18 protein-coding genes and 1 riboswitch are annotated in these 24,443 nt (G+C 46.1%); all 18 genes read right to left on the reverse strand.

The window, feature by feature from the left end:
* Nucleotides 1-6: 6 nt before the first annotated feature.
* The 18 genes from G9U52_RS08180 to queC all read right to left on the reverse strand — a co-directional run bounded on the left by G9U52_RS08180 (nt 7) and on the right by queC (nt 24,248).
* Nucleotides 7-1,326 carry an LLM class flavin-dependent oxidoreductase gene (locus G9U52_RS08180; RefSeq protein WP_166148280.1) on the reverse strand — a complete coding sequence of 440 codons (1,320 nt, stop codon included), beginning with the start codon at nt 1,324-1,326 and terminating at the stop codon, nt 7-9.
* A gap of 71 nt (nt 1,327-1,397) precedes the next feature.
* Nucleotides 1,398-2,744 (reverse strand): ABC transporter substrate-binding protein, encoded by a 1,347-nt coding sequence (locus G9U52_RS08185; protein ID WP_166148282.1) that lies wholly within the window; start codon nt 2,742-2,744, stop codon nt 1,398-1,400.
* 116 nt (nt 2,745-2,860) lie between these two features.
* Nucleotides 2,861-3,829 carry a carbohydrate ABC transporter permease gene (locus G9U52_RS08190; RefSeq protein ID WP_166148285.1) on the reverse strand — a complete coding sequence of 323 codons (969 nt, stop codon included), beginning with the start codon at nt 3,827-3,829 and terminating at the stop codon, nt 2,861-2,863.
* Between the two features lie 22 nt (nt 3,830-3,851).
* A complete protein-coding gene (locus G9U52_RS08195) occupies nt 3,852-4,718 on the reverse strand; it encodes a carbohydrate ABC transporter permease (protein ID WP_166148287.1) in 867 nt (288 codons plus the stop codon).
* Nucleotides 4,715-7,009, reverse strand: coding sequence for a DUF5696 domain-containing protein (locus G9U52_RS08200; RefSeq protein ID WP_166148290.1), 2,295 nt, complete (start codon nt 7,007-7,009; stop codon nt 4,715-4,717). The genes G9U52_RS08195 and G9U52_RS08200 overlap by 4 nt, the downstream gene beginning before the upstream one ends.
* Nucleotides 7,006-9,147: a YIP1 family protein gene (locus tag G9U52_RS08205; RefSeq protein WP_166148292.1), complete on the reverse strand. Its 2,142-nt coding sequence runs from the start codon at nt 9,145-9,147 to the stop codon at nt 7,006-7,008. The genes G9U52_RS08200 and G9U52_RS08205 overlap by 4 nt, the downstream gene beginning before the upstream one ends.
* A gap of 25 nt (nt 9,148-9,172) precedes the next feature.
* Nucleotides 9,173-10,075: a carbohydrate ABC transporter permease gene (locus G9U52_RS08210; RefSeq protein ID WP_207952896.1), complete on the reverse strand. Its 903-nt coding sequence runs from the start codon at nt 10,073-10,075 to the stop codon at nt 9,173-9,175.
* A 26-nt stretch (nt 10,076-10,101) separates the two neighbouring features.
* Nucleotides 10,102-11,091, reverse strand: coding sequence for a carbohydrate ABC transporter permease (locus G9U52_RS08215; protein ID WP_166148296.1), 990 nt, complete (start codon nt 11,089-11,091; stop codon nt 10,102-10,104).
* Nucleotides 11,081-14,092, reverse strand: coding sequence for an extracellular solute-binding protein (locus G9U52_RS08220; protein WP_243767225.1), 3,012 nt, complete (start codon nt 14,090-14,092; stop codon nt 11,081-11,083). Before G9U52_RS08220 ends, G9U52_RS08215 begins: the two co-directional genes overlap by 11 nt.
* 33 nt (nt 14,093-14,125) lie before the next feature.
* Nucleotides 14,126-15,232: an ABC transporter ATP-binding protein gene (locus G9U52_RS08225; protein WP_166148299.1), complete on the reverse strand. Its 1,107-nt coding sequence runs from the start codon at nt 15,230-15,232 to the stop codon at nt 14,126-14,128.
* 51 nt (nt 15,233-15,283) lie between these two features.
* On the reverse strand, nt 15,284-16,321 hold the full coding sequence (locus tag G9U52_RS08230; RefSeq protein WP_166149399.1) for an aldo/keto reductase: 1,038 nt from the start codon (nt 16,319-16,321) through the stop codon (nt 15,284-15,286).
* 26 nt (nt 16,322-16,347) lie between these two features.
* Nucleotides 16,348-17,547 (reverse strand): LLM class flavin-dependent oxidoreductase, encoded by a 1,200-nt coding sequence (locus tag G9U52_RS08235; protein ID WP_166148301.1) that lies wholly within the window; start codon nt 17,545-17,547, stop codon nt 16,348-16,350.
* Between the two features lie 171 nt (nt 17,548-17,718).
* The gene (locus tag G9U52_RS08240; RefSeq protein ID WP_166148303.1) at nt 17,719-19,056 is read right to left on the reverse strand and encodes an LLM class flavin-dependent oxidoreductase; all 1,338 of its coding nucleotides are present in this window, start codon (nt 19,054-19,056) and stop codon (nt 17,719-17,721) included.
* A 358-nt stretch (nt 19,057-19,414) separates the two neighbouring features.
* Nucleotides 19,415-20,761, reverse strand: a complete 1,347-nt coding sequence (locus G9U52_RS08245; protein WP_166148305.1) for an LLM class flavin-dependent oxidoreductase — start codon at nt 20,759-20,761, stop codon at nt 19,415-19,417.
* Between the two features lie 76 nt (nt 20,762-20,837).
* Complete coding sequence (locus G9U52_RS08250; protein WP_166148307.1) at nt 20,838-22,208, reverse strand: LLM class flavin-dependent oxidoreductase; 1,371 nt, start codon at nt 22,206-22,208, stop codon at nt 20,838-20,840.
* Between the two features lie 216 nt (nt 22,209-22,424).
* On the reverse strand, nt 22,425-23,153 hold the full coding sequence (queE, locus tag G9U52_RS08255) for a 7-carboxy-7-deazaguanine synthase QueE (protein WP_166148309.1): 729 nt from the start codon (nt 23,151-23,153) through the stop codon (nt 22,425-22,427).
* Nucleotides 23,143-23,586, reverse strand: a complete 444-nt coding sequence (locus G9U52_RS08260; RefSeq protein ID WP_166148312.1) for a 6-pyruvoyl trahydropterin synthase family protein — start codon at nt 23,584-23,586, stop codon at nt 23,143-23,145. The genes queE and G9U52_RS08260 overlap by 11 nt, the downstream gene beginning before the upstream one ends.
* The gene (gene queC, locus G9U52_RS08265; protein ID WP_166148314.1) at nt 23,586-24,248 is read right to left on the reverse strand and encodes a 7-cyano-7-deazaguanine synthase QueC; all 663 of its coding nucleotides are present in this window, start codon (nt 24,246-24,248) and stop codon (nt 23,586-23,588) included. Before queC ends, G9U52_RS08260 begins: the two co-directional genes overlap by 1 nt.
* A gap of 93 nt (nt 24,249-24,341) precedes the next feature.
* Nucleotides 24,342-24,386: riboswitch (PreQ1 riboswitch) on the reverse strand.
* Nucleotides 24,387-24,443: the final 57 nt, after the last annotated feature.

Here is a 24,443-nt window from a genome sequence, read left to right on the forward strand (position 1 = left end):
ATGATACTAATTCGTCACCGCATGGATATTATTAACAGGACGGGCCAAGCCTAAATTGTCACGAAGGGTTTTCCCTTCATAAGCGGTTCGGAATAATCCGCGATTTTGCAGCTCTGGAATTACCTTATCAACAAAAATCTCAAGACCGCTTGGAAAAATGGGTGGCATCAGGTTAAAGCCATCAGCACCCCGCTCTTTAAACCATCTTTCAATCACATCAGCCAGTTGAAGCGGTGTACCTGTAAAGGTAAGATGCCCCCTCGCACCGGCCAAGTGCGTGATTAGCTCGCGAAACGTAGGTTTTTCCGTATTGATTTGATCAATCAGCAGCTGATGCCGGCTCTTCATCCCTTCAATTAATTCTACTCCTCGTGCACCTTCTATAGAAGGAATAAGGCTATCCGGTGTATACCCGCTGAAGTCGATGCCCAAACGTTCGGAAAGCCGATTGATCGAACCCTGCCAATCTGTCAATGCAAATAGCTCATTCTCGATTTCCTTGGCCTCTGCGACTGTATCGGCAAGAATCGGGCTAAGTCCCGGCAATATTTGTAGTTGCTCGGGTGTACGCCCATATTTAGCTAATCTTGATTTGACATCACGATAAAAATCTTGGGCGCCTGTCAACGATTGCTGTGCTGTGAAAATCACTTCGGCTGTTTTAGCGGCCAGTTCTTTTCCGCTCTCCGAGGAACCCGCCTGCACCAGCACGGGATGGCCCTGTGGACCACGTGGAATATTCAAAGGTCCTTTTACCGAATAGCTGCTGCCTTTAAAGTTAATCTCATGCACTTTACTGCTATCGATTTGGACACCCGCCTGCTTATCGTAAATAAGGGCATCATCCTCCCAGCTATCCCACAACTGTTTGACAACCTCGACGAACTCCTCCGCGTTTTCATAGCGCTTGGCATGCTCTGGATGCTCCTCCAAACCAAAGTTATGGGCATCGGAACCACCACCAGTTACAATATTCCAAGCGGCCCTGCCACCGCTGAGATGATCCAAGGATACGAATTTACGCGCTACATGGAACGGCTCATTATAAGTTGTGTTAACCGTTGCGATTAAACCGATATGTTCGGTAACCGTTGCTAAACCTGATAATAAGGTGAATGGCTCGAAGCGTCGCCATGTTCCCGAGTAATTGTCAGAAATAAACAGGGAATCTAGCAATCCTCGCTCTGCCGTTTGGGCTAAATGCTTATAAAAGTTGACATCCAACGTGCGCTCAGGCTGGGCAAGCGGATGGCGCCATCCTGCCTCGTGGTGTCCAGCCATAAAAAGAAATAAGTTAATATGTAGTTTACGTTCAGTCTGATTCATAATTAAGCACCTCATTTCATAAATTCGTGAAGCCTGTTTAGATCAACACGGTCTTGGACTTCCCGGCTAAATTATTGATTCTTTTGCAGTCGTTCCACTTCTTTATCTATACTCTCGGAGGCTTTACGAATCGCTGTATTCACATCTGTTCCTTTGGCAATATTCGCTGCAGCTTCCGTGACAAATTTATTAATATCAAGCTCAAACTGATGCGAGGTATGCTCCTGGATTGGCTTGACGGCAAATACATTTTGTACTTTTTTACCTTTTAGCACCGGCAAATCGGCACCATATTCTTTTTCCAATTCCGGATTTATAATGGATGGTACCCTTCCGTTACGAGCTAAAATCCGTTGAGTATCATCGGATAAAATATGTGCTATTGCTTGGAATGCTTCATCCTTATGTGTGCTTTTGGTAAATACAGACAGCGTGTGATTCTGGGCTTCCCGTGATTTGCCCAGTTGGTCACTAAACGTAGGAACTGGTGCAATATCCCAGTTCACTTCAAGCCCCTGCTGGCGAAGCTCCTCCAAAGGACCAACCATATTAGCGAGCCATGTAGGCCTCATCGCCAAATTGCGATCCTTCATAAATTCATCGCGCCCGTAGACATATTTATCATCTTTTCCGATATAGCCAGGAATTTCATAATTTTGCTTTGCAAGGTTAAATACACGTACCCAATCTGGGGTGTTGAGTAACGATTTTCCACTTTTCGGATCAATGACCGGCAATGCCAGATTCTTGGCAATACCGATAGGGCCCTCTGCATCAATTCCTATATAATTCACGCCATTTTCACTTCGAGTTAGCTGACGCCCAAGCTCAAGCGCTTGCTCCCAAGTCATCTGTGTATCGGATGGGTAAGGTACACCGAATTTGTCAAAAATATCTTTGTTGTAGTAAAGAATATGTTGATTGGAGTTAAACGGAAGCTCCAGCAATTCTCCTTTATTGGATAATTCTTTGGCATAGCTTAACATTTCCGGCTTAATCCGGCTGAGATCAAAATTGTATTTTTTCACATATTCGTTCAAATCCAAAAGTACACCCAAGCTGATTACTTTCCGGTGTGAGCTGGAGCTGGAATAAATAATATCGGGAATTTGTCCAGACGAAAAGAAATCCTCCGGTGTTGTTCCAGTTGGTGGTTCGATCCGCTCAACCTTAATATGGGGAAATTTTTTATTAACCGGATCAGCTATAAAGGTTTTAAATTCTGTATTCGTAAATGTACCGCTGCTGTTATAAAACTTTAACGTGATAGGTTCAGTGCTAGGCGCTGCTTCGTTTGACGTAGCCGCCGCCGGCTTCGCCGAATCCGCAGTTGCTGCTGTTGGAGCCTCTTTCGAGCAAGCGGATAGGATAAGGATAATAGAGATAAAAGCTAGTAGTAGTGAATTTTTAATCTTCATTGGTCTGCACCCCTTATTTGGTTTAGTCGTATTTGTTTGAACAGCCTCTTGCCAATCCTCATACAAAACACCGGAGACGCCACAACGAGTGTGTTGTCTTAGCATGCCAGTAGCTTTCACTCCACCAACCCCGTGCGCTCAATACCTTCGACAAACCATCGTTGGGCAATCCCATACACAATCAATACTGGAACAATGATGAGAAATGAAGCAGCCATTTTAATAGGCTCTGAGAAAATACTGATCCCTCCCTGTGCTTCATCGGCCGTCAATGAAGCAGCTAGTTTGGCCAAGCTGATGGACAACGGTACCTCCTTGGAACCGGACATATACATAGAAGGCAAGTAAAAATCATTCCAATTCCACACAAATGAAAATAAAAAAACGACGATGATCGCAGACTTAGAAATTGGCAGCATGACTTTAAAGAAAAATCTAAAAGCATTAGCTCCATCAATTCTAGCTGCTTCTTCCAGCTCCTTGGGCAGCGTTGAGAAAAACTGCCGGAAAATAATCACGAACAGCGCACCCTTCAGTCCATGCCCGAAAATAGCAGGTACAATCATCGGCAAATACGTATTGGCCCAGCCGATTTCTTTAAACATTAGAATGGAAGGCAAAATGGTTAGCTGCGGTGGCAGGATGAAGGTAAAAATCAGTGCAATAAATAACAGCTTTTTTAATGGAAATTCCAGTCTCGCAAAAGCATAGCCTGCGATTGAGCAAGAAAGAATTTGCAGGATGGACACGGACAATGAGATCGTCAGACTGTAGAAAAAGGCTGTTTTAAATTTGAGCATCTCGAATGCCGACTCCAGATGTCCGGTGTAAATCGATCTGGGTACCCAAATCACAGACGAATCCAGCATATTATCGGCATCCTTGAGCATCGTGATCACCATATACAAAATTGGCTTCAAATAAATAAAAGCGGTATCGATCAGGATTAAATACAGGAACAAGCGGAACAAGAATCCTTTATCTGCCTCCTTGCCAATAAGAAAATATTTCGTAACGACCAACCTATTCCTGAAGGAGCCATTAGCCAATTGACGTTTCCTGAATATGTGGAGCACACGTTCCATGTTGGTTCCTCCTAAGCATTTGTTAGCTGCGTTTACCACTAAAGGCTTTATCAACTTTACTATAAAGCAGCATCACTATAGAGATAAACACCAGCACGATCATAAAATAAATCCAAGCAAGTGCGCTAGATAAGCCGTAATTGGCTGTCGTCACTTTGCTAATAATCGGATTGGTTGGGAATGTAAATAAATCAACGACCGTAAAAATCAAATTCAAAAAAATAAAAGGGATAAGTCCCGGCAGTGTAATTTTCCAAAATGTGTTCCAAGGGTCTGCCCCATCAATACGAGCAGCCTCATATACGGAGGATGAAATCGTCTGCCTGCCTGCCAAAAATATTAAAATTTGCACCCCTGAGTACCAAAGCACCAGCACAAACGAGCTAATGATATGATTGATCGGCTCCACCCAAGCCTTGGGAACATATTCAATAATATACGAATCAATGCGCAAGGATTCTACAAAGGAGAGTGTACCTTCCCCCTGTTTAATAAATTCAAGAATAATTTGCCCAGAAGAAAAAATCACTGGCAAGAAGAAAATGATTCGAAAGAAGGTTCTTCCCCAAAATTTCTGGTTCAACAAAATAGCGATCAATAGCGAAAAAATCAAGATAATCGGAATCATCACCGCTGCTTCACGCAGAAAGGGGATTAAATCATCATATAGCAGCCCACCATCAGCAAATAAAATTTCACGGTAATATTCCACACCATTTGGAATCGTCTCAATGCCATTGACTGTCACTTTTACACGATGAAAGCTCATATACAAGGAGAATACCAACGGAAAGGCAACAAAAGCCAGAAAACCGATGATCCATGGTGTAATAAACAAGGTTCCTTCTAATTTTCGGAGAGTAGACCCTTGAAGCCTTATTCTGCTCATTGCTGAGTCCCCTTCTTCCCGACTATAAAGTCCTGGGCTGGAACACGAATTTGCCCATCCGAAAATTCCTGCTCATTGTAATTAACAATCACAGTTTTGCCGCCCTCGTAAGTTGTTTCTTTGACATTGGGAGCCAAGGTTCGATGCCCAATAATCAGCTTATCCTGAACATCGCCAAGTGCTTCATTGAACCGCTTATATTCTTTAACGGCCGATGCCTCCCATTGACGGTAATCCATACTATAATACCAGATGGAATAGGCGCCCTTCATGGTACTGGATGGGGCACTCGTAAATACGTAGGCTGGATAAGCGCCCAATTCGATGCTTCGTAGAAAATCGCTACGGTATTGTTCACGTAAATTGGACCATTCCGATGTGTAAGTGATCAAGCCATGCAGCACTATTTGTGTGAAAGGCACCGATTCATCCACAAAAATATCATACGAATACGTATCGGCTAAGCGATGAATATGGTTAACCTCATTTAAAGCATAGAAATTAGCGTTCTCCACATGGACCGCACCCAGTGTGTCCTTGGTCTGCTTGAGCACGGCCTGCTGGCTCTTCAGTACATCGCTGCGGTTGGCGCGATAACTATTGTTGTAATCGCTGTTCAAGTACTGGCCAATACCTTCGTTGTAATAAATACCATCCGCTCCAAGCGCTTTGTAATTCTTAAGGTCCTCCTGGGCAAGGCTGCTGGTAAAGAGCGGGCTCACTTGGGTTGTCATTTCGTGATTGGCATAATTTTCAAATTCCAGCACCTTGCCAACAAAGTCACGAAGGCCATCGAACGTTGGCCAGAATCCATCCTTACCCGTATTATTCAATGTATAATTGGCTGTCAGGAATACCGGAATTTGCTCGGAGTGGGCGTATTGGATAAATTGCTGCATACCGGCATTACCCCCTATTCGTGAATCCACCGGAAACAGGCCTCCGTATGAGCTATAGCCATCCTGCTGCCATCCTGCGTATTGAACTGTCAAATTTTTGATGCCTCGTGCGGTAATGCTCTTGACCATCTCAATAGCCTCGGCAGTCGTCGTCCCCTTCAAATATTTGTCCCACAGGAGCCCTTTTTTAATATCTGCACCGATAATGTCAATGTAGAGCGGAACTTCGTTGCTTTTGGGCTGCACAGGCTTCAGGTTTTTCTCTTTAACCAGATAGCTTCTGAACTTCTCAGCCATTCCTACGTAATCGCTTTTGACCGAATCCAGCAGGTAATAGCGAGTCTTGCGCTCGGGAACCGTGAAACGATCCTTACTGTACGTAAAAAAACCGGTTTCGGCTTTTTTGCTCGTATTTTGGAAAAATTTAATCCGATACTGCCATTCTGCCGTCACCCAGTTATATTGGCCATATGCACCGTTCGGAGCCGCAAATACCTTGCTGTATTCCTCTCCAGAAACCATCACTCCAACCAGTCCCTGCGCCCCCGATTTCAAACCGAATACAGGAATTCTAAGCGGATTGCGCGCTGTTGTTTCATTGAAGAAAGCTGTGTCTGGTCCATATACACTTGCACGGTAAAACGATTTATCATTGGCTTGATTCGGCTTGAAGCGAATCAGTGCACCTGAGCCGTCCGGCACTAGGAGGTAACCTTCCTGCTTTTCATTGTAAGCCTCAGCCCCCAATAACGGGTACAGCTTCAGATTCAGCAGGCTAAGCTTGCCTTCCTTGATCTCTGGATCAAAAATGACTGTTTCCACATAGTCATCCTGCAGTCTCACTTCAACCGGAATTTTAAACTGTGTGCCGGTAAAATTGAAAACAACCTTAAACCCATTCGGAGTCGTTTGAAATCCCTCCAGCGCTCCTTTATCCTCTGTCCAACTGATCGTTTTCGCTTGGGACTTGGAATTGGAGGCATCAATGTACTCCAGCATAATGGGAGATAACAAATTATTTCTCCACGTACCTGTGATGGTTTCCTTGGGCCACTGCTCCGGGTTCGGATAGGAACGCCATACCTGCCCATTTTGCTTCTGTTCTACCTTGAAGTGGGCTGTCTTGTCATCGACCCACAGCTTCAATGCCGGCGATTCTGCTACGACGCGAAAAGCCGTTTCATCGGGAAGACCGGACTTCGCCGCAACAGCCGGCTGCTGGGCCACTGAGGTGGATGGCGGTACCGCCAAGGTTGTAACCGGCTTTCCAGTTTCCTTCTGGTCGGCAGCATACAGCCAAGCGGCTCCTTGCTGTTGAAGCAGCACGATTCCCGCTATCAAAGCTACTGTTAGCGCAGCTGCTGACCGGTACCAAACCTGTTTAAGCCTCATCGAATCGTCACCTCCTGGAAGACCGAGTAACCGAAATCCGTTAGTTCTTTGGTTAATCCAACCGTAATAAAAATCAATACTCCGAGCACTGTCATCGTAACCATCGACAATACGACACTAACAGACGTCTCGCCTATACTGTAATTTTGCATGCTCTGCACCTTCCAGAATAATAGCAGGCCAATCCAGGTAAACAACCCGATATACAGAAAGTTATAAATCGAGCTTTCATTTAATGTCATCACGTTTGAAATTAGGGTTAGTGGCAAGCCGACCAGCACTAAGGGAAACAATGCATAAGTACTCCCGTACACAACATCACGAAATCGGCCTTCCCCCCGTAGAATCGAGGAAATCAAATAGTTGGAGATGACCCATGCGAGCCAAATCGCTAGGAACTGAATGGCTACCGTTAGCAAATTGACCTCTAGAATAACAGCTGGGTTAAAAATAAAGCTGATACCCGCCTGCATCAGGCAAAAGGAAGCAAGCGCCAATACCCAAATGATAAGGCTGCTCCATGCACCTGCCTTGTTCTCGTGACGAAGCGCTCCAAACCCGTCAATCGGATGCTTTAATATATAGAAGGCTTGCTTTAGCTGCTGTACCAGCAAGCGCTCACTGTGCTTACGCTGACGCCATTTTTGCCGCCAGCCGCTTTTTTTACTCCATTTTTCTAAAACAAACAGGAAGATGAACAGCGCTATGGCCACATTCATCAGCACGCCAAAATTCTTTTGAAACCAGACTAGCCGATTTTGCCAAAAAGCATCCGAGTAACCCTGTGCCTGACCTGCCTCGTAAAATAGTTGCTGCGCTTGCGTATAGTCTCCTTTTTTATAAGCAGCCTTCGCCAGCCCCAAAATCGCAGGTGTATAATAGGCGTTAAGCCGATTTACCTCCGCCCAAGGCGCTTCGCTCTCCTCATATTTGCCTTCCTGGGTTAAATGATTGGCCTTATGCACCAAGGCGCCGAATTCTGAAAGACGGAACGACTGGACAAAATTATTCTCACCATCCAGAATAAACAATTCATTTTTGGAATTGGTCGTAATCGCTGTAGGTGTCTTGACCAAACCCAGCTTGGTCGTTACCGCATTGTCATCGCCCCACCAGAAGAACAGCAAATTACCAGAGCTGTCATATTGGTTGACTACCTTCAGCTTCGAATCGATCACGGTAATGTTCCCATCCGAGTCCACTGTTAAATCCGCCAATAGCGGTACACGATGCTGGTAATCAAAAAAAGCCGTTTCACCATAAGAGGTTTTCTTGTCACCTTTTGCAAAATCTCCTTTGCTTTCGAGCTGGTCTAAGCCTGCGATGTTCAGCTTCTTGATTTGCCCATATTCGATATCCTTGGAAACCGTGTAGACCATACCGTCCTGGTCGGTTGTTACGCTCGCTATCGAACCGGGCAGCTTGCTAATTTCTCGGACGTACATCTCCCTTGTATAGACAAGCCTTTTGAACATATCAATTAAAGAAAAGCTGGTCGTATTAGCACCGAAAAAACCTTGGAAATTGCCTGCGGGATCCAGTTGTACAAGACCCTGGTAACCACCAAGCGCTGCAATATAGAGAAAGCCACGTTTGTCCACGACCAGCTTCACTGGATCAAATTTGAATGAAGCCGGTAAAAACTTCGATTCAGGACGCTTAAATTCACGAATGAACCTCCCATCCTTATCCAGGCTAACTACACGTTTATTGCCCGTATCCGCAATGTATATCGTTCCTTTGGGGTCGATAAACAAACCTTGTGGCTTATTCAGCGGGCTTTCTTTGACCTCCAAAATACGGACCAGCTTGCCCTGTTCATCCAGATGGACGATCCGGTTGTTCCCTGTGTCTGCGATATAGATATGGTCCTTATCATCTATAAACAGATCTTGGGCTTGCTTAAGCGGCGAAAAGATGAGCTGGTCAGGCTTTCTCGGATCTGGAATATAAATATCACGACCAAGTGCAGCAACCGGATTGTAAGCAGATTGTGTCCACACCAATTGATCGTAGCCGTCTTTGTAATTGGTACTATATGGGGTATAGGCATAGGTCGCTTCTGGTTGAACGGCCACTGTCGAAATGACAGCAACAAGCAAGACCACAAGAATTTGTTTCATTAGATACGAGCGCAAGAACCCGCCCTCCTTTCCTTGGTTGCTATTTAATGCCTGAATGCGCCATTGTTGAGATCACCTTGCCTTGGAAGAACAGAAAGATTAGCAGGTTCGGCACGAACATAATTAAAGCCGCAGCTGCAGCTGCACCTTGGCGGGCCACGATATTAGCCGCATTGTTGGTTAATGTGCTAAGGAAGAAAGGAAAATTTTTCATTTCGTCATTTTGCATAAAAAGCTGGGAGGTTTCCAAATTGCCCCATGAGGTTTGGAACGTCAAAATAGCCACGGTCGCCACAGCTGGCATACATACCGGAATCACGATTCGCAGGAATACACGGATTTCACCTGCTCCGTCCATTCTCGCAGCCTCCAGCAGTTCATTAGGCAATTGGTCAATAAATTGCTTAAGCAAAAAAACGCCCACAGGCATCGCAAGCAGCGGCAAGATATGTCCCCAGTACGTATTCATGATACCAAGATGGCTAACTACCAAATATCTAGGGATTTGCATCACCTCAGGCGCGAACATAAGCGTTAACAAGATAAGGCTGAATACAAGCTTATGTCCCGGAAATTTATGCTTGGAAATGGGATAAGCACACATCGCACTCACCAGCGTAACACCTGCCACAGCAACAACAGAGATAAACACACTATTAAACAAATAGCGGGTAATCGGTACAGTTGAATTGGCAGCTACCAGAAACAGCTCCGTGAAATTTTGCAGGGTAGGCTCCCTCACGAAAATATTGGGCGGATACACAAACAGCTCGTGGTAAGGCTTCAAAGCATGATTAAGAATATATACGATAGGCAGCAGCATGAAGATGGACAATAAAACCATCAGGACGGTCAATATTTTCTGAAAGCCGTCCATTCTATGCAGCCGTGGTCTTCTGCGGAATACATGTGCCAGCCTCCAAGGCAAGCGCAACGTTGTCATCATTCATCCCTCCTAGAGAAGCCCAGTCAATCGTCCGCTGAGCCGAACAAGGACCAGCTCAATTTATTGGACACATACATGAGTATTAACAGAAATACCGAAATCGCTGCAGCATAGCCCATTTCGAAACGAATAAATCCATAATCATCAATATGATTAATAATTAAATGTCCCGCATATTCGGGGGTTGGATTCACACCTGACAGCTCGACGCCAATCGCTCCTGCTTTGAACGTAGCGACAATAGCCATCACCGCCCCGAACAGCATTTGCGGCTTCATCGATGGAATCGTAATGAACCAAATTTCCTGGATACGGCTCGATATGCCATCCAGGCGACCTGCTTCATACAGCTCCTTGTTAACATTGAGAATACCCGCCAGCATAGCCAGAAAACCAACGCCCATACTGGACCAGAGCGTAACGACAATCATGGAATTCATTAAATAATCTTTACTAGTTACCCACAGCTTAGGCACATCAATGATCCCAAGCTGGAGCAGGATACTATTCAAATATCCGATTCTATCCCCTGTCAGCATCGGTAGCCATACGATCGACATGGCGATCCCGATCGTCAGGGACGGTGTATACATCGCTAAAGCAAACCATCTGCGTAAGGAATCAGGCAGCTGGGTAATCAGCCATGCGAGTGTAAAAGCCGCCATATATCCGCCCGGTCCAACGATAAGTGCAAATTTGAACGTATTGGGCAGCGCATATTTCAAGAACAACAAATCCTGGGAGATCAGGTACTGAAAGTTTTGCCATCCGATAAATCGGGGCTGCTCAATCGCGTTAAAGTAGGTAAAGCTCAGACCGACTGCTGCAAGCACAGGGATTAATATAAATGCGATAAAGCACAGCATGAACGGTGCGATAAAGAGATAGGATAGACGATATGCCCATATCTCCGAAAGCACTTGGCTAAGCCTACTGACTTGCGGCTCCACTTGCGGCTTTACAGAGGTCTTGATGGACGTGCTGACTGCAACATTTGAGATTTTATTTAACATAGGCGTTAACCCCTTCCCATGGTTTATCAACCACCGGTAAATCTAAGGTTTTGAGTATATGTCCGTTTTGATCCACATAACCAAATTCTTGCTGCTTGCGCCTGAGCTCCCTATCGATGTCCATGACAGCCGTTTCCAGTGAGCTTCTATAATTCGTCCCATCTACAACCGCACGCAGCCAAGCATTCGTAATTTCTCTCTCCAGAAAATACCCGCCCGGCAAATTCGGAATATCCTTGTACCAACTCCACTGCTTGAGAATAATATTGGCATCCTCCTGCTTCCATGGCAGCTTAACAAAGGCTTCGACATTGGAAGTATTCCACCGAAAAGCTACCCCATTGACCGCTTCGATATCATTGCCATAACGTGCCTGTGTCTCAGGAGAAATCCACCATTGCATAAATTTCCAAGCTTGGTCCTTCTTTTTCGACTTTTCAAAAATTACACCTGTTCTTTGCCCGCCTCCGGCCCATCGTCTGATGGTTCCATCCGGCTTCTTCACACCAGGAATCTCTGCTATCCCCCAGCGGTTATTCAATTCAGGTGCAGCTGCCATAAGCTGTACATACATATTGTAGTCGGAAATGCCTATCGGCATCGTGCCTCTACGGAAATGCTGGTAAAAGCTCGGCACCTCTTTCTCCACTGCATACGTATTATACAGATCGGTCCACTGCTTGAAGGCCTTAAAGCCTTGCGGGGTATCCAGCGCTGTTCGCAAGCCTTGAGGGTTATAAAATTCCGAATCGTTTTGATAAAAGAACGGCGTATAATCCTTTGGATTCATATAGAAATTCAATGAATTTTGCTGTAAAACCGGCAGTAACGCATACACATCTTCCCAAGTCTGCGGGATTTCTAGGTCCAGCTGCTTCAAAATATCCTTTCTATAAAAGAGCACCTGAAAGGATTGCGTTTCGGGAATCGCATAGTAGCCTTTATTATAATGAAGCGGCAACCAAGAGCCAGGGCTAAAACGATTATAAATTTCCTTGAAATTAGGCAGCTTCGATAAATCCGTGACACTTCCACGAATGGCATAATCAACAGGCAAATCCTGCGTTAACCCAAGCGCTACATCCGGTTGAATACCTGCTGCATTGGACATAACAAGCAGCTGTGGAGTCGGTAGCAGGTTGACCTTGACTTTAATACCTGTTTCCGCCGTAAACTCCTCATCGGTCAATTGCTGTAATTGATCGACATAGTCTCGGCCACGCTGCACCCATACATTCAGTACACGCTCATCCAAATCACTTAAGCTATCCCGCGATTGGAAGGAATAGAAGAAATTCGTTAGCGACCCTGCAACTCCAGAAATCAAGGAGGCTTCCATCTTAGGAAACGGCTCTTCCAGTGGAGCGATGTATATCTCATCTACTTGCAGCGGCTGCTGCAATAATTGTTCAATGAAGCTGCTGATCTTCTCATTAATGCTTGTAATTTGATCCGCATAATAAGGTACATCATCCAGCTTCTTCAGCAGCGCACGAATATCCTGGGCAGATGTACCAAAGCCTTGGATGATGCTATCCTTAACACCATTCACCTGCAGCAGCTCCCCGGATAGGCTATCCATAAGCTTCGCTGCCGAGTCCAACCGACCTGCCAGATCAGGCAGCTCCTGATTTACCTTCCAGGTTCGATTTCTGTCAATCAGTCCACCGGTAAGCGACCTTAGATCCTGGTCGATAGAACGAAGCTGCTGCGACAACTCATCGATTTTGATCAGAGCTGGCTTAACCGGAGCACCTGTTACGGCAATCGACAGCGTATGTTTGCCTTTTTCCAAATACAGCCCGTAGGGCTTTCCGTTAGGCTGCTCCAAGACCGTTCCCTTCCAGCCGGAATCATAGGGAAAGCGATAAGTAAGAAACTCTTGAAATGGCACCTTGCCATCAAGCTTAATCCTGCGAAAAGAAGACTTTTGGGAAATTTGATTTTGCAAGGAGCGTAGCCCTATCTTATACTTACCCGTCTCGGGAGCCTCAAAGTTCCAGCTAATCTCTTGGTTCTGATACATCCATCGTTTCGCTCCGACCGTATTATACGTAATTCTTCCTTTGGCAACAGGAACTGAACGCGGGTCTGTATCGGAAAACAATTTGATTGAGGTATCATTTTTCAAATCCATATTTTCTGCCTGCAGGGTCAAGGCTTTAGCCTGAACAGGCTTGGTTTGCGGATAAGCCTCGGCTACCCCGGCGTAAGCTTTAATAGCTTCGGGAGGAACGATTCGCAGCTCCTCGATGGCCACTGGTTCGATACCACTCAGCCTGATCGTGTGAACACCCTCGGTGAGATACCACTTTAACGGATTCGCATAAGCGCCTTCCGAGTCAATAAACGGTTTAATTCGCCAAGCCGGCGCTTCAACGGAACGGGGCCTTACTTCGTCCCCATCGCTATTTTTCAGAATTGGTCGTGAATCCTTCCAATCCCGGTAAAATGTTATGGAAGAGGCCTCTCGAAAGGGGTGCTTCCCGTCAAGCGTTACGTCCCATGTGATTGGATTGCCAACACCGTTACCCGGAAGCGGACGATAGGAGGCTTGAAATTCGTACAAGCCTTTAGCGGATACGTTGAACTGGTATTCCACCCAGCTCACCTTAGCTCCTCTCCATAGCAGAACATCCGATTTCCCCTCTAAATTACCTACTGAGAAGGTGGAATCCTGTGATGAACGCGCGGTAGGTGTCGAAGCCTTAATGGTCACGGAAGCTGTGGCATCCTGTGCACTCTGCCGCTTCCACGCTTGTAAAGCATCTGCATAATAAGGCTCGGGTTCTATGCTGCTGCTGGTCGTTTTCACATCCGATGCTTGGGTTGCTGGTGATACCATGGACGCAGCCTGCTGCGGCTCCTGTTTAGTAGCTGCCGCATTGGCAACAGGGACAGTCCCTTCTGCCGGCAAGCTGCTAACCGCTACCAACGCCGTCGCTAACAAGAAGGGGATGATCCGCTTCCAAGATTGTTTTGTAAACTGATTGAAAAACAATGCGTACACTCCCTTCCCGATGACAAGCGTGATTTAAGTAAGCCTTGTTCCGGTATCTTTATGAAAAAACAAGGCTTTGGTCATGTCTGGAGAAAGCCGGACGTTCTCATCCTCCTTAGCCTGAAAGCTCGGATTGACCCTAACGACCAATAGCTTATCCTGGCCGATGTCCATATGAAGAAATCGATCCGCGCCCATCAATTCACTGAGCTTATATACTCCCGTCAGGATAGCATCGGAGTATAGACCTTCCAAATTAATGTTCTCCGGCCGGATCCCCAGTGTCACCGTTCGGTTAACCAGGCTATGCTTGATCAGGATCAATGCCAAATCATTAGGAATTTCCAATGAAAAGCGGGATGTGGAGAACTCAAGGTTTCCCGGAAGCTTCTCTATGATACGACCATCGAGAAAATTCATTTGTGGCGAACCAATAAAGCTAGCTACAAAAGTATTGCTTGGGTATCTGTAAATAGTTTCGGGAGTATCCACCTGTTGAATCACCCCATCCTTCATAACCACAATCCGGTCTCCCATTGTCATCGCTTCAATCTGGTCATGTGTTACATAAATGAAGGTAACACCCAGCGCTTTGTGAAGCTTAATAATCTCGGTACGCATCTGCACACGTAGCTTCGCATCCAGATTGGAGAGCGGTTCATCCATGAGGAATACCTTGGGATTGCGGACAATCGCACGTCCCAGCGCAACCCGCTGACGCTGGCCGCCTGATAAATTTTTGGGCTTGCGGTCAAGGTACTGCTCAATCTCCAGCACGCGGGCCGCCCTTTTTACTGCCAAATCGATTTCGTGCTTGGGCTGCTTACGCAGCCGAAGCCCGAAGGCGATATTCTCATAGACACTCAAATTCGGATATAAGGCATAGTTCTGAAAAACCATGGCAATATCGCGATCCTTGGGAGGCAGGTTGTTCACTAGCGTGTCCCCAATAAAAATCTCCCCTTCTGTGACATCCTCCAACCCGGCGATCATTCGCAGTGTCGTCGATTTCCCGCAGCCGGATGGACCTACAAAGACAAGGAATTCCTTGTCTTTGATGTCCAGATGGAAATCGTTTACGACCGGATGTTTGTCTTTGCCATAGCGTTTATATAAATGATTGATCACGATTTCCGCCATATCAACGCCCCTCCTATCGAACCTGCCACTCCTAAACAAACATGGATTCAATTAGCTTCTTGCTGCACCTGCTGGTTCTTGTAGAGCAGAAGTTCTTTTGCTAGAGCCAACAGCTTCATTCGTAATCACATCAATCTCGGCAAGCTCATCAGCTGAAAGCTTGTCTCCAATATGCTCCACCGATTCTGTCACTTGTTGGGCATTAGAAGCGCCAAGAATAGCTGAGGTAATATGGGGCCTGCTAACGACCCATGTGAGTGCCAACTGGGCCAACGACCAGCCCTTACGCTCGGCAATGCCTTTGAGCTGCTCAACAATCCGGAAATTACGTTCCTCATCCAGCAGAACCTGCAGACGCTTCTCGCCAGCAGCTCCGCGAGTCCCTTCCGGTGGTGCTTGCTCAAATTTATATTTGCCTGTTAGCAAACCACGTCCAAGAGGGCTGTATACAATCACACCAACTTCTTCAGAAGCAATAAACGGCAGCAGTTCCTTCTCAATATCGCGAGCTATAATGCTATATTCCGGCTGAATACTTTCGTAACGATGAAGGTTCAAACGGGCAGAGATGCCATGCGCCTTGGCAATTTGCCAAGCGGCATAGTTGGATGCGCCAATATATCTGACCTTACCTTGGCGAACTAGGTCATCCAAAGCTCTCAAAGATTCTTCAAGCGGCGTATTTTCGTCAAATCGATGCACTTGATACAAATCAATGTAATCCGTTTTTAGTCGTTTGAGGCTGTTTTCTACCGCACGAAAAATGTGATAACGGCTTTGGCCTGCATCATTGGGCTCCAATCCCACACGGCCATGAAGCTTGGTAGCCAAAATAATGCGATGTCTACGCTCTCCGAGCAGGTTGCCAAGAATCGTTTCCGATTGCCCACCTTCCAAAGGATTATTTCGATCCGAGCCGGTGCCATATACATCTGCGGTATCAATCAGGTTAATACCCGCATCAAGCGCAGTATCCAAGACCTCGGCGGATTGCTGCTCACTGATCCACCGTCCAAAAGCCATTGTACCTAAACTGACCTCAGATACCTTTAAACCTGTTCTGCCAAATTTCCTGAATTGAATACTCATCATTACACACTCCTCTATTGGATTTTTTAGGATACGAAAATGTCTTTATGTACTGTAGCCCGTTCTAGCAGCTTTTTCTTTACCGCAGGAATCAGCGCTTTGCCGGAAATGGACGCTTCTTCAAGATTGGGATAGCCCGATAGAATGAAGGAGGAAACTCCGATATCGATATATTCAATCAGCCGATCGGCTACTTGGTCCGCAGTGCCAACAAAAGCCATCGCGCCCCCTCCACGAACAACGGAAAGCCCTGCCCAAAAATTGGGTGCAATCACATAATCGTTTCGGGCTGATTGCAGCCTCACCTGATTTTGCCTTTGCTGTCCGGTAGATTCGGCTTTTGAAAAGCGTGCCTCTGTTTCCTGCAAAGTAGAGGGATCAACCTTGCTGACGATCAACTTGGCTGCTGCCCATGCCTCTTCCTCCGTTTCACGAATAACAACCTGTGCCCTGATGCCGTAGCGGATATAACGATCAATCCCCTGCGTTTTATTAAGCACATCCCGATGGTATTCGACCTCGTCCATTTGCTCCTTGATCCAATCAAGCGGCTCGGCCCACATCAGATAAACATCGGCGATTTCCGCTGCGGTCTTTTTCGCTGCTGGCGAGCTGCCCCCAAAATAAAATGGAGGATGCGGCTTCTGCACCGGTGATGGGTAGCTGACCCCACCTTCAATCTGAAAATAATTTCCATTAAAATCCAAGGGCTCCGCCACCTTACCTTTGCCACGGGATGCGAGTACTGTATTCCCTTCTACCTCTTGGGAGTTAATCCATAGCTGGCGGACAATTTTGATATATTCCAGCGTACGTGCATATCTTGCATCCTTATCGAATGCCAGCGAATCACCCATTGCTTTCATATCATCAGGGGAGCTGCCTGTTACAATATTAATTAACGCCCTGCCTCCGGTAACTTCATCCAAAGCAGCTCCCATCCGTGCAGCAAGCGCAGGGGCGATCAAGCCCGGGCGCATGGCCACCAAGGGCTTGAACACCTTCGTATGGGCGGCCAGTGTTGCTCCCATAATCCATGCATCGGTGCAATGCCCTCCAGTGGGGATCAGTGCGAAGGTGTAGCCCGCTTCCTCCACAGCTTGTGCAACACGAATCATATAGGTGGTGTCTACCACACGGTCAGGCTTAACGCCAATGAAGGGACCATCCCCTCTTGTTGGCATATACCAACCAAATTCCGGTTCAATTGCTTTATGTTGAACCATTTATTACCACTCCTTTCTACGCAGTCCTGAAATTTTTACAAAAAAAGAGCACAACGTATGTTGTGCCTTCCAGTGGTCTGGTCATTGCATCTGATTAATCCTATGTGTTTAGTGTGATTTTGATCACTCTACCATAGCAAATACCATTTTGGCAATGCTATTTTTATTTTTTTATGTTTTTGCTCCCAAGATTTGGCGTAAATTGTTGGCAGGACGCGCCAGCCCCAAATTTTCCCGTAATGTTTTCCCCTCATATTCCGTACGGAACAGTCCACGATTTTGAAGCTCCGGAATCACCTTGTCGACGAAAATTTCCAGTCCGTTTGGGTATAAGGGCGGCATTAAATTAAAGCCATCGGATGCACCATTTTTGAACCACTGTTCAATCACATCAGCGAGCTGGATGGGCGTACCTGTGAAGGTTAAGTGCCCTCGACCGCTGGCAAGACGATTAACAAGCTGACGGATGGTCAAATTTTCTTTGCGGATCAAGTCCAAGATCAGCTGATGGCGGCTTTTACTGCCATTCACCGTGTCAATCCCCAAGGCATCGTCAAATGCTGATACCGGGAATGGCCCATCCAGCGGATAACCCGCCAAATCGACACCAAATCGTTCTGACAACTTTTCAGCAGCAGCCTCTACATCATTAAAAGCATTCAATTCATCCTCTAAATCCTGGGCTTCGGCTATGGTATCCCCCACAATAGGACTCAATCCAGGCAAAATAACCAGTTGATCAGGGGTACGTCCGTATCGGGCTAATCTTGCTTTGACATCCGTATAAAAGGCTTTGCCTTCTCCAAATGTAGGCTGTGCCGTGAATATGGCTTCTGCCGTCTTTGCGGCTAACTCCTTGCCACTCTCCGAGGAGCCTGCCTGCACCAGTACGGGATAGCCCTGGGGAGGACGCGGAATATTGAGCGGCCCCTTGACCTTGTAGACATTTCCCTTAAAATTAATTTCATGCAGCCATGCTTCATCAAATTGCACACCGGACTTCTTGTCAAAGACCAGTGCCTCTTCCTCCCAGCTGTCCCATAGCTGCTTCGTTATTTCCACGAACTCCTCCGCAGCCTCGTAACGCTTAGAATGCTCCAGATGCTCTTCCCTACCGAAATTATATGCAGTAGCATCGGTATGTCCCGTAACAATATTCCAACCCGCCCTGCCACCACTGATATGGTCAAGCGAGGCAAATTTTCGCGCCACATGGTAAGGCTCATTGTACGTAGTTCCTACGGTGCCGATTAATCCGATATGCTCCGTAGCAGCAGCCAAAGCCGAAAGCAGGGTGAAGGGCTCCAACCTTCTGCCCGTCCCCACATAGCCATCTGCCATAAACAAAGAATCCAGCTTGCCACGTTCGGCAATTTGTGCCAGCTTTAAATAATACCGGAAATCAAACCCTAGCTCCGGGGTTGTGTCTGGGTGCCTCCATGCAGCAGCATGATGGCCAGCTCCCCTCAAAAAAACATTCAAGTGAACTTTACGTTGGGGCGTACTCATCCTTCCCACCTCTTTCTTTTGTGCAATCCATGAAAATGGAATCCATGAAAAAACCGAAGACTATGGCCTATAAAAGCCTAATCTCCGGTTGTCCGGTTATTAATACTATAATTTACATTATTCCTATTAATTTACTTTAATTTGAAATATAGCATCCCTTATCTTTCCTGTCAATTACTTCTACTGAACTATTTTTGCGATTATAGCTTATGTAAATTCTATAGTTAAGGCAACTCCTCCTAAATCTCGAGTACGAACTCCGTAGCAATCGTGTATCAACCCTCACTTCGGGATATTGCGCAGCTACATCATGGCAGGCCCTCAAAAACAAACCATAAGCTACCAAGCCCTTCCTTCGTTATTGCACATCGATCGTTTGCCCGTTGGCTGCCCATAATTTGTTGTGCTGGTTATCCGGCCTTGCAAAGCCCAGATTGTCCCGCAGTGTCTTGCCTTCATAGGCCGTGCGGAAAATCCCGCGATTCTGCAGCTCCGGTATGACTTTATCGACGAATGACTCCAAGCCTACCGGGGAAATGGGCGGCAAAATATTGAAGCCGTCTGCTCCACCTTCACGGAACCACTTCTCAATAAAGTCGGCCATCTGAAGAACGGAGCCTGTATACGTAATATGGCCATGGCCACCTGCACTACGGCTCAGGAATTGCTTGATCGTAAATTTGTCCTTGATCGCTGCCTCGATGATCACATCGAGCCGAGAGGTAATCCCAATCTTGAAACCTTCCGCTGGCTTCAGCTTATCAAGTGGTACTGGTGCATCCAGGCGATATTCGGAAAGATCCACTGTAAAGAAGCGGGAAAGATTTTGCAGTGAACTCTTGGTATCTAGTAAGGTAAACAACTCCTCCTCAAGATCCCTAGCCTCCGCTTCGGTATCGCCAATTATTGGGCAGAGTCCGGGCATAACAAGCAGTTGGTCCTGCGTTCTTCCGAATTTGGCCAGCCTTGCCTTTACATCCGCATAAAATTCCTGCGCTGCCCCGAGCGTCTGCTGTGCGGTGAAGATCACTTCTGCCGTCCTCGCAGCCAGCTCTTTGCCACCTTCGGATGATCCTGCCTGCACCAGCACAGGATAGCCTTGCGGTGGACGCGGAATATTCAAAGGGCCCTTCACTTTATAATATTGGCCCTGAAAATTAATATGGTATACCTTGCTTGAGTCAAGGCGAAGATCCTTTTCCTTGTTGTAAACGAGTGCATTTTCCTCCCAGCTATCCCATAGCTGCTTGACAACATCAACAAACTCTTCGCCAACCCTGTAGCGCTCCTCAACATCCGGGTGCTCCTCCCGACCGAAATTGTGGGCCGCGGATTGGGCTCCTGTCACGATATTCCAGGCGGCACGCCCTTTGCTGATATGATCCAAGGAAGCAAATTGGCGGGCTACGTGGTAAGGATCGTTATAGGTGGTTCCTACGGTAGCGATAAAGCCCACATGCTTCGTAAGCGCTGCAAGCGCAGAGAACAACGTAAACGGCTCGAAGCGCCGGGACAGTCCTGCATAACCATCCGCCACGAACAGCGAATCCAGTAGGCCCCTTTCGGCGATTTGCGCTTGTTTAGCGAAATGCGCCAGATCAAGACCGCCGTTCGGATTGACTGACGTATGCTTCGAGGAAGCTGCATGATGTCCGGTAGCGCTAATAAATACATTAAAATGGGCTTTTCTTGATTCTTGAGCCATATATTGTCCACCTCATACCATCATATTAAAGCGAATATTACTATTCACTAGTTTTTGTCCAACTCCGGGTTAATTATTATTTGACTTCGGAAGGGATACTCTTGGCAGCTTGAAACCTGGCCGTCCATATTTGCCGATTAGTGTTTACAGGACGGACAAGCCCAAGATTTTCACGTAATGTGGTTCCTTCATAAGCAGTCCGAAAAATCCCGCGATTTTGCAGCTCCGGAATCACCTTATTAATGAAGGTTTCCAGACTATGCGGCACCACCTGGGGCAATAAATTGAAGCCGTCAGCACCACGCTCCCGCAACCATGTTTCAATGAAATCAGCCACCTGTATGTAAGACCCCCTGTACGTGACATGTCCATGCCCACCAGCGTTGCGGTTCAAAAATTGCCGTATCGTCAATTTGTCTCTGCGCACAGCATCAAGTACAACCTCACGCCGACTTGTAATCCCCCCATTGCGGCTACCATCCTCAGGCTTAATCTTGTCGAGCGGTACCCGATCATCCAAGTCATACTCCGAGAAATCCACAGAAAAAAAACGTGATGCTTGTTTCAATGAGTTTTCAAGATTCAGTAACGAAAATAAATCGTCCTCTAAATCTTTGGCCTCTGCTGCTGTTTCACCAACAATCGACCCCAATCCAGGCATAATAAGCAATTGATCATGATTTTTACCATATTTTGATAATCTAGATTTGACGTCGCTGTAGAATTCTTGAGCCGCCCCAAGCGTCTGCTGCGCAGTAAAAATGACCTCAGCATGCTTGGCTGCCAACTCCTTGCCGTTTTCTGAAGAGCCAGCTTGAACCAGTACGGGGTAGCCTTGCGGCGGACGCGGAATATTCAGAGGCCCTTTTACATTAAAAAACTCACCTTCAAAGTCAATTTCGTGAACATTACTATGATTGATACGCAGATGTCTTTCATCATTACTGGCAACATTTTCTTCATCCCAACTATCCCATAGCTGCTTGGTCACTTCAACAAATTCATCGCCAATTTCATAACGTTTGCTCGGCTCTGGATACCCGCCCCACTTTGTTATGTTATTGCCATCCTCGGGAGAATGCCCTGTTACTATATTCCAAGCCGCCCGCCCATTGCTAAGATAATCTAATGAAGCCAATTTCCTTGCCACATGAAAGGGGTCATTATAGGTAGTGCTAACAGTCCCTATCAAGCCGATATTTGTCGTTACTGCTGCCAAAGCCGAAAGCAGCGTGAACGGCTCTAGCCTTCTACCCGTGCCCGAATAATTGTCTGCAGTAAATAAAGAATCAATTAATCCCTTTTCTGCCAATTGGGCCAGCTCCACATACTTCTCAATGTCCAAATCGCGTTCAGGCTCTGCGTCAGGATGCTTCCATGCCCCTGCGTGATGGCCTGCAACTCGGACAAACACATTAAGGTGGACCTTGCGTTCGCTTTCATTCATACCTCATTCACTCCGCTTCTGTAGATTTAGTTTTTTCTCATAGCAATTCGTTTAATGATTGCTTAATTCCGTGCATGGTTATAATCATGCAAAAAAAACCGAAAACAAGCCGAGGCTGGTTTCCGGTTTTCCGGTCTTCCTAAAATATATTTATTCCTATAAGAATACTATGCATTAATAATACTCTTATAGTTACATTTTTGTCAATATATATAATTAAACACCACGCTTATTTCCCCACATCCAAGTATGAAGCTGCGGTAAAACCCTCACCTTTTTAAAATCACTTGAGGTCATCACCGCCTGTATCAACCACATATATCGTTCAATTAATTGCTGTAGTAACACATCTCGATTGGCTTCTATAACATCGTGGTTTCCTGCCTGTAAATATAAATCAGCATGGGGATAGCGGAGATGGACGATCCTTGCGTAATCCAAATCGACCTCGTCGAAGATGACCACTTTCAAGCTAAAATTTCTTCGACCTGTGGTTAATTTTTCTACAATAGGATCCAATAGTGCCCAGTCCGTAATCATATTTGAGCTCGGAGGCTTTGGTGACAACGTTAATTCGTCAATATCCATAAACCAATCCTGCCAACGACTTCCCTGTGTCTCCAAGGCAATCTCTATTCCACGCGCATGCAGAACCTCGATTAATTCACTTAGTTGTTTAATTAAGGCAGGATTACCGCCAGAGATGGTAACGTGGCTACAGGTAGCTGTACCTAATTGATCTAGCTCATGTTCAATCTCACGGGCTGACATCCATCTAATGTCCTGCTTGGCAGAGCCATCCCAAGTAAATGAAGAGTCACACCACGAGCAGGAGTAGTCGCAACCCGCTGTACGAACAAACATCGTTTTTTGACCAATAACCATTCCCTCACCTTGTATGGTAGGACCAAATAGTTCAAGAACAGGTATACCTTTAGCTTCCATAGCTTTCACCCGCCTTTGGACGGTATATGACATAGCTTGTAGGTGTCTCCCTTAAAAACACTTGGATGCAGACAGGTCGATTCAGGGTTGTGTCCAAATGCTCTTGTACAAGATTACATATGGTTTTTGCTATAATTTCACTTGTTGGAAATCGTGCGGAATCATCCTGATCAAATTTACTATCGTTGTTCAATAGCGTATGATCGAAACGGTCGTGAATAAGCTTCTTAATCAATGAAAAATTGACAAGGAAGCCTACTTCGTCCAGTTCATTACCTGCAATAGTAATATTGGCAAAATAAGTGTGCCCATGCATTTGTGAACATTGTCCAGCAGCTTCGGCGGGTATATAATGAGCCGCTGCAAAGTGGAAGTCTTTATTTAGTTCAAATTGGAAAGGATGGGTGACTGAAGGATACATTTGTTGGAGCATCACAATCCCCTGCCATTTCTTGAAGCGACGTAATCATCGAGACCCCGTTTGCGAAGACGGCATGCTGGACATTCTCCACAGCCTTCAGCGATGATCCCATTGTAACAAGTAAGTGTTCGATTACGGACATAATCAAATGCTCCCAAATGGTCGGATAACGCCCATGTTTCAGCTTTATTTAACCACATTAATGGCGTCTCAATAACAAAGGAGTAGTCCATTGACAAATTCAAAGTTACATTAAGAGATTTAATAAATATGTCGCGGCAATCCGGATATCCACTGAAATCCGTCTCACATACACCGGTAATGATATGCCGTGCGCCCAATTGCTTGGCTAAAACTGCTGCAAATGACAGGAACAAATGGTTTCTGCCGTCAACAAACGTATTGGGGAGTTTCCCCTCTTCCTCTTTGATGTCGATATCGTCCCGTGTTAAAGCACTCGGAGCCAGTTGGTTCAATAATGACATATCCAGAACATGGTGCTTGACACCCAAATCCTGAGCTATACTAGCCGCACATTCCAACTCCAGCTTGTGGCGCTGGCCATAATTAAACGTGATTGCCTCTACCTCGCTATATCGGGCCTTAGCCCAGAATAGGCAGGTCGTACTATCTTGTCCGCCACTAAAAACAACTACAGCTTTTTCGTTTTTCATAGGTGTTCCTCTCTTTTCTACAGAATTGAGATAAAAAGAGAGATTCAAAATTAACTATACAAACAAAGATCAAATACGATATCTGCAGATATCATTTCTTTAGTTTTTTATAGAGGGAGTTTTTCGAACCTCTCTTGTCTCTGTTAGACAAGTACATGTACATGTACATGAAAGAATAACGAATTTTCATCCGTT

Source organism: Paenibacillus agricola (assembly GCF_011440305.1).
Lineage (GTDB): Bacteria > Bacillota > Bacilli > Paenibacillales > NBRC-103111 > Paenibacillus_S > Paenibacillus_S agricola.

What these genes read in the sequence shown, in the direction of transcription:
- queE (WP_166148309.1), bottom strand. Translation starts at nt 23,153, where the DNA reads ATGGAAGCTAAAGGTATACCTGTTCTTGAACTATTTGGTCCTACCATA.
- G9U52_RS08245 (WP_166148305.1), bottom strand. Translation starts at nt 20,761, where the DNA reads ATGGCTCAAGAATCAAGAAAAGCCCATTTTAATGTATTTATTAGCGCT.
- G9U52_RS08215 (WP_166148296.1), bottom strand. Translation starts at nt 11,091, where the DNA reads ATGTTAAATAAAATCTCAAATGTTGCAGTCAGCACGTCCATCAAGACC.
- G9U52_RS08235 (WP_166148301.1), bottom strand. Translation starts at nt 17,547, where the DNA reads ATGGTTCAACATAAAGCAATTGAACCGGAATTTGGTTGGTATATGCCA.
- G9U52_RS08260 (WP_166148312.1), bottom strand. Translation starts at nt 23,586, where the DNA reads ATGCTCCAACAAATGTATCCTTCAGTCACCCATCCTTTCCAATTTGAA.
- G9U52_RS08250 (WP_166148307.1), bottom strand. Translation starts at nt 22,208, where the DNA reads ATGAATGAAAGCGAACGCAAGGTCCACCTTAATGTGTTTGTCCGAGTT.
- G9U52_RS08230 (WP_166149399.1), bottom strand. Translation starts at nt 16,321, where the DNA reads ATGAGTATTCAATTCAGGAAATTTGGCAGAACAGGTTTAAAGGTATCT.
- G9U52_RS08200 (WP_166148290.1), bottom strand. Translation starts at nt 7,009, where the DNA reads ATGAGGCTTAAACAGGTTTGGTACCGGTCAGCAGCTGCGCTAACAGTA.
- G9U52_RS08180 (WP_166148280.1), bottom strand. Translation starts at nt 1,326, where the DNA reads ATGAATCAGACTGAACGTAAACTACATATTAACTTATTTCTTTTTATG.
- G9U52_RS08195 (WP_166148287.1), bottom strand. Translation starts at nt 4,718, where the DNA reads ATGAGCAGAATAAGGCTTCAAGGGTCTACTCTCCGAAAATTAGAAGGA.
- G9U52_RS08185 (WP_166148282.1), bottom strand. Translation starts at nt 2,744, where the DNA reads ATGAAGATTAAAAATTCACTACTACTAGCTTTTATCTCTATTATCCTT.
- G9U52_RS08225 (WP_166148299.1), bottom strand. Translation starts at nt 15,232, where the DNA reads ATGGCGGAAATCGTGATCAATCATTTATATAAACGCTATGGCAAAGAC.
- G9U52_RS08210 (WP_207952896.1), bottom strand. Translation starts at nt 10,075, where the DNA reads ATGACAACGTTGCGCTTGCCTTGGAGGCTGGCACATGTATTCCGCAGA.
- G9U52_RS08240 (WP_166148303.1), bottom strand. Translation starts at nt 19,056, where the DNA reads ATGAGTACGCCCCAACGTAAAGTTCACTTGAATGTTTTTTTGAGGGGA.
- G9U52_RS08190 (WP_166148285.1), bottom strand. Translation starts at nt 3,829, where the DNA reads ATGGAACGTGTGCTCCACATATTCAGGAAACGTCAATTGGCTAATGGC.
- queC (WP_166148314.1), bottom strand. Translation starts at nt 24,248, where the DNA reads ATGAAAAACGAAAAAGCTGTAGTTGTTTTTAGTGGCGGACAAGATAGT.